2 protein-coding genes and 1 pseudogene are annotated in these 2,804 nt (G+C 71.1%); all 3 read left to right on the forward strand.

Annotation, left to right across the window (positions count from 1 at the left end; all coding sequences use genetic code 11):
• Positions 1-280, forward strand: a pseudogene (locus ACFQGU_RS15620) (MFS transporter); the annotation flags it as partial.
• A gap of 182 nt (positions 281-462) precedes the next feature.
• Positions 463-1,761, forward strand: coding sequence for a hypothetical protein (locus tag ACFQGU_RS15625; RefSeq protein WP_386768490.1), 1,299 nt, complete (start codon positions 463-465; stop codon positions 1,759-1,761).
• A 3-nt stretch (positions 1,762-1,764) separates the two neighbouring features.
• Positions 1,765-2,739, forward strand: coding sequence for a hypothetical protein (locus ACFQGU_RS15630; protein ID WP_386768492.1), 975 nt, complete (start codon positions 1,765-1,767; stop codon positions 2,737-2,739).
• Positions 2,740-2,804 lie beyond the last annotated feature (65 nt).

Here is a 2,804-nt window from a genome sequence, read left to right on the forward strand (position 1 = left end):
GTGCGTCAAGGTCTGCGCCGACACGATCGTGCAGGAGGACGTCGAGGACGACCACCGCGGCCGCGTCTTCGCGCTGTACGACGTCGGCGTCAACGTCGCGATCGTCGTCGGGCTCACCGCCGCGGCGTTCGTCGCACCCGCCAGCGGCCAGTCGCTCATGGTCTGCGCGTGGATCGTCGCGCTCGCCGTCGTCGGCTCCTGGTGGGCGCTCACGGCCGAGCGGCGCGACCCGGCCCGGTCGTACGCCGCCGATCCCGCCGCCATCTCCGACGGCGAGTAGCCCGCAGCGTCGGCGTTCGCAGCGGGCTGCACCGCGCGCCACCGGACATCGGGCGGTCGTCGGGAAGCCCGGAAGATGCCGGGCCGACGTGCCTGCGAGGCGTCGCCGGAAGCCTGGCTCACGCGGACAGCACGGGTTCGGCGGGCCTACGCTCAGAGCGTCACCGATCACCGGAGGTCCGCATGTCCGACGAGGACGTCACCGAGCTGAAGGCCCGACTGGCCGCGCTGGAGGAGGAGAACGCCCAGCTCTCCACCCGCCGCCGCCGCTTCGACGGTCGGTCGTTCGGAGCCTGGGTCGTCGTGGTCGTCGCAGCGCTGCTGCTTCCGATCGCGCTGACGGCCTTCTGGGCGCAGCGCACGCTCACCGACACCGAGCGCTACGTCGCGACGGTCGCGCCGCTCGCCGAGGACCCGACGATCCAGCAGGCAGTCGGTGACACGGTGAGCGCGGCGCTGATCAAGCAGCTCGATGCGCAGACACGCGTCAGCGAGCTGCTCGCGGACAACCCCAAGCTGTCGGTGCTGGCCGGGCCGATCGCATCAGGTGTCAACAGCCTCGTCGAGCGCACGGTGGACGAGGTGCTGGCCTCGGACCAGTTCGCGGAGCTGTGGGTGGCGATCAACGAGCGCGCCCAGAAGGCGCTCATCGGTGTGCTCGAGGGCAAGGACGACGGCGCCGTCACGCTCGTGAACGGTCAGCTCGTCCTCGACACCGGCGACCTCATCGCGATCGTCAAGCAGCGACTCGTCGACCGCGGTCTGTCGTTCGCGGCCAACATCCCGGTGCCGCCCGCCGCCGACCGCACCATCGTGCTGCTCGATTCGCCCGAGCTCGCCCGGGCTCAGTTCTTCTGGTCGATCGGGCAGCCCGTCGCGCAGTGGCTGATCTACGTCGTGATGCTGATGTTCCTCGGCGCGATCCTTCTCTCCCGCAACCGCCCGAAGATGACCATCGCGGTCGGTGTCTCGATGGTGATCGGCGCCCTCGTGATCCGCCTGGCGCTCACGCTGGGGCAGAACCAGGTCTCGTACAGCCTGCAGGACACGCCCTTCGCACTGGCCGAGCGGGCCTTCTTCTCGATCCTCACCGTCTTCCTGATCGACGGGGGTCGGGCGTTGTTCGTGCTCGGTCTCATCCTCATCGTCGTGGGTTGGTTCCTGTCGGGTACCAAGGCGTCGGTCGCTACCCGCACCGCACTCTCCGGAGTGCTGTCGGGGGCCGGCGGCAAGGCGTCGTCGGGTGCCCTCGGCGAGGTCGGACGCTACGTCGCGCGCACGACCGGTGTGTGGCGCACGGTGATCGTGGCCCTGGCGGTCGGCTCGGTGCTCCTGGCCGACAGCGTGACGGGCTCGCTGCTGCTCTGGACCACGCTGTTCGCCGTGATCGCCCTGGTGGTCGTGGAGTTCCTGGCGGCCGCCGGTCGCGCGAGCGCTGAGCACGACGACGCTCCCGCCGAGGTTGCGGCCACGTCGAGCTAGACCATGACGGCGTCGGGGAGGGTGTCGGGGGCGGTCGCCGCAGGTCGTGACCGTGCCGCGCCCCTGCTCGCCTGGGCCGACGACACGGTCCTGGGCAGGCTCTGGCGACGCCTGCTCGAGATCGAGTTCGTCGAGCGCTCGATCGCGCTGGCGGCCAAGGCGTTCGTGTCGCTCCTGCCGCTCGTGATCGTGATCGCCGCGTTCCTCCCGCCCCGCCTGCGTGATGGAGTCCTCTCCGCGCTCGTGACGCGGTTCGGGCTCTCGGGGGAGTCGTACGAGTACGTGCAGAACGCCTTCGCGAGCCCCGAGGCGATCAAGGCCTCGACCTCGTTCGTCGGGCTGCTGCTCACCCTGCTGTTCGCGGTGTCGTTCACCACCGCCGTGCAGCGCGTCTACCTCCGGGCCTGGCGACGGCCGGCCGCGGGGGCTCTGGACGACAAGCGGCGTGCGCTCGTGTGGCTCGCCGGCACGGTCGCCTTCCTGGCCACCGTCGGATCGGTCGGTCGCGCCCTCGTCGGAATGCCCGGCACGCTGCTCACGGCGGCAGTCGCGACAGCCGGCTCGGTGGGGATCTGGTGGTGGTCGGCGCACACGTTCCTGCGCGGGCACGTGCGCTGGCGCCCGCTGCTGCCGACCGCCCTCGTCACCGGCGTGGGTTCTGCCCTCTACACCGCCTCGGCCTCGTTCTGGATGCCGACGGTGCTCGAGGGGAACGTCGAGCAGTTCGGCTTCGTGGGTGTCGGCATGTCGTTCGTGACCTGGTTCGTCGGCTTCGGCTTCCTGCTGGTCGCCGCGGCGGCGGTCGGCCCGTGCATCGTCGAGGGCGAGGACCCTGTCGCCCGCTGGTTGCGTGGACCCGACGGCGTCGTCCTCACCCCGGGTTCACCACCCGCCTTGCCCGGCCCGGCGACCACACCCAGCCTCCTGGACTACCTGCGCCGCGGCGAGACTGCCGACGGCGACCTCGACGACGCCTGAGCGCCGTACACCGTGCATCTGCCCCCGGCTCGGTCGTGACGTCGCCGCACAGCGGCTGCATCGGC

It is taken from the genome of Longivirga aurantiaca (genome assembly GCF_042660085.1).
GTDB classification, from domain to species: Bacteria; Actinomycetota; Actinomycetes; order S36-B12; family CAIYMF01; genus Longivirga; species Longivirga aurantiaca.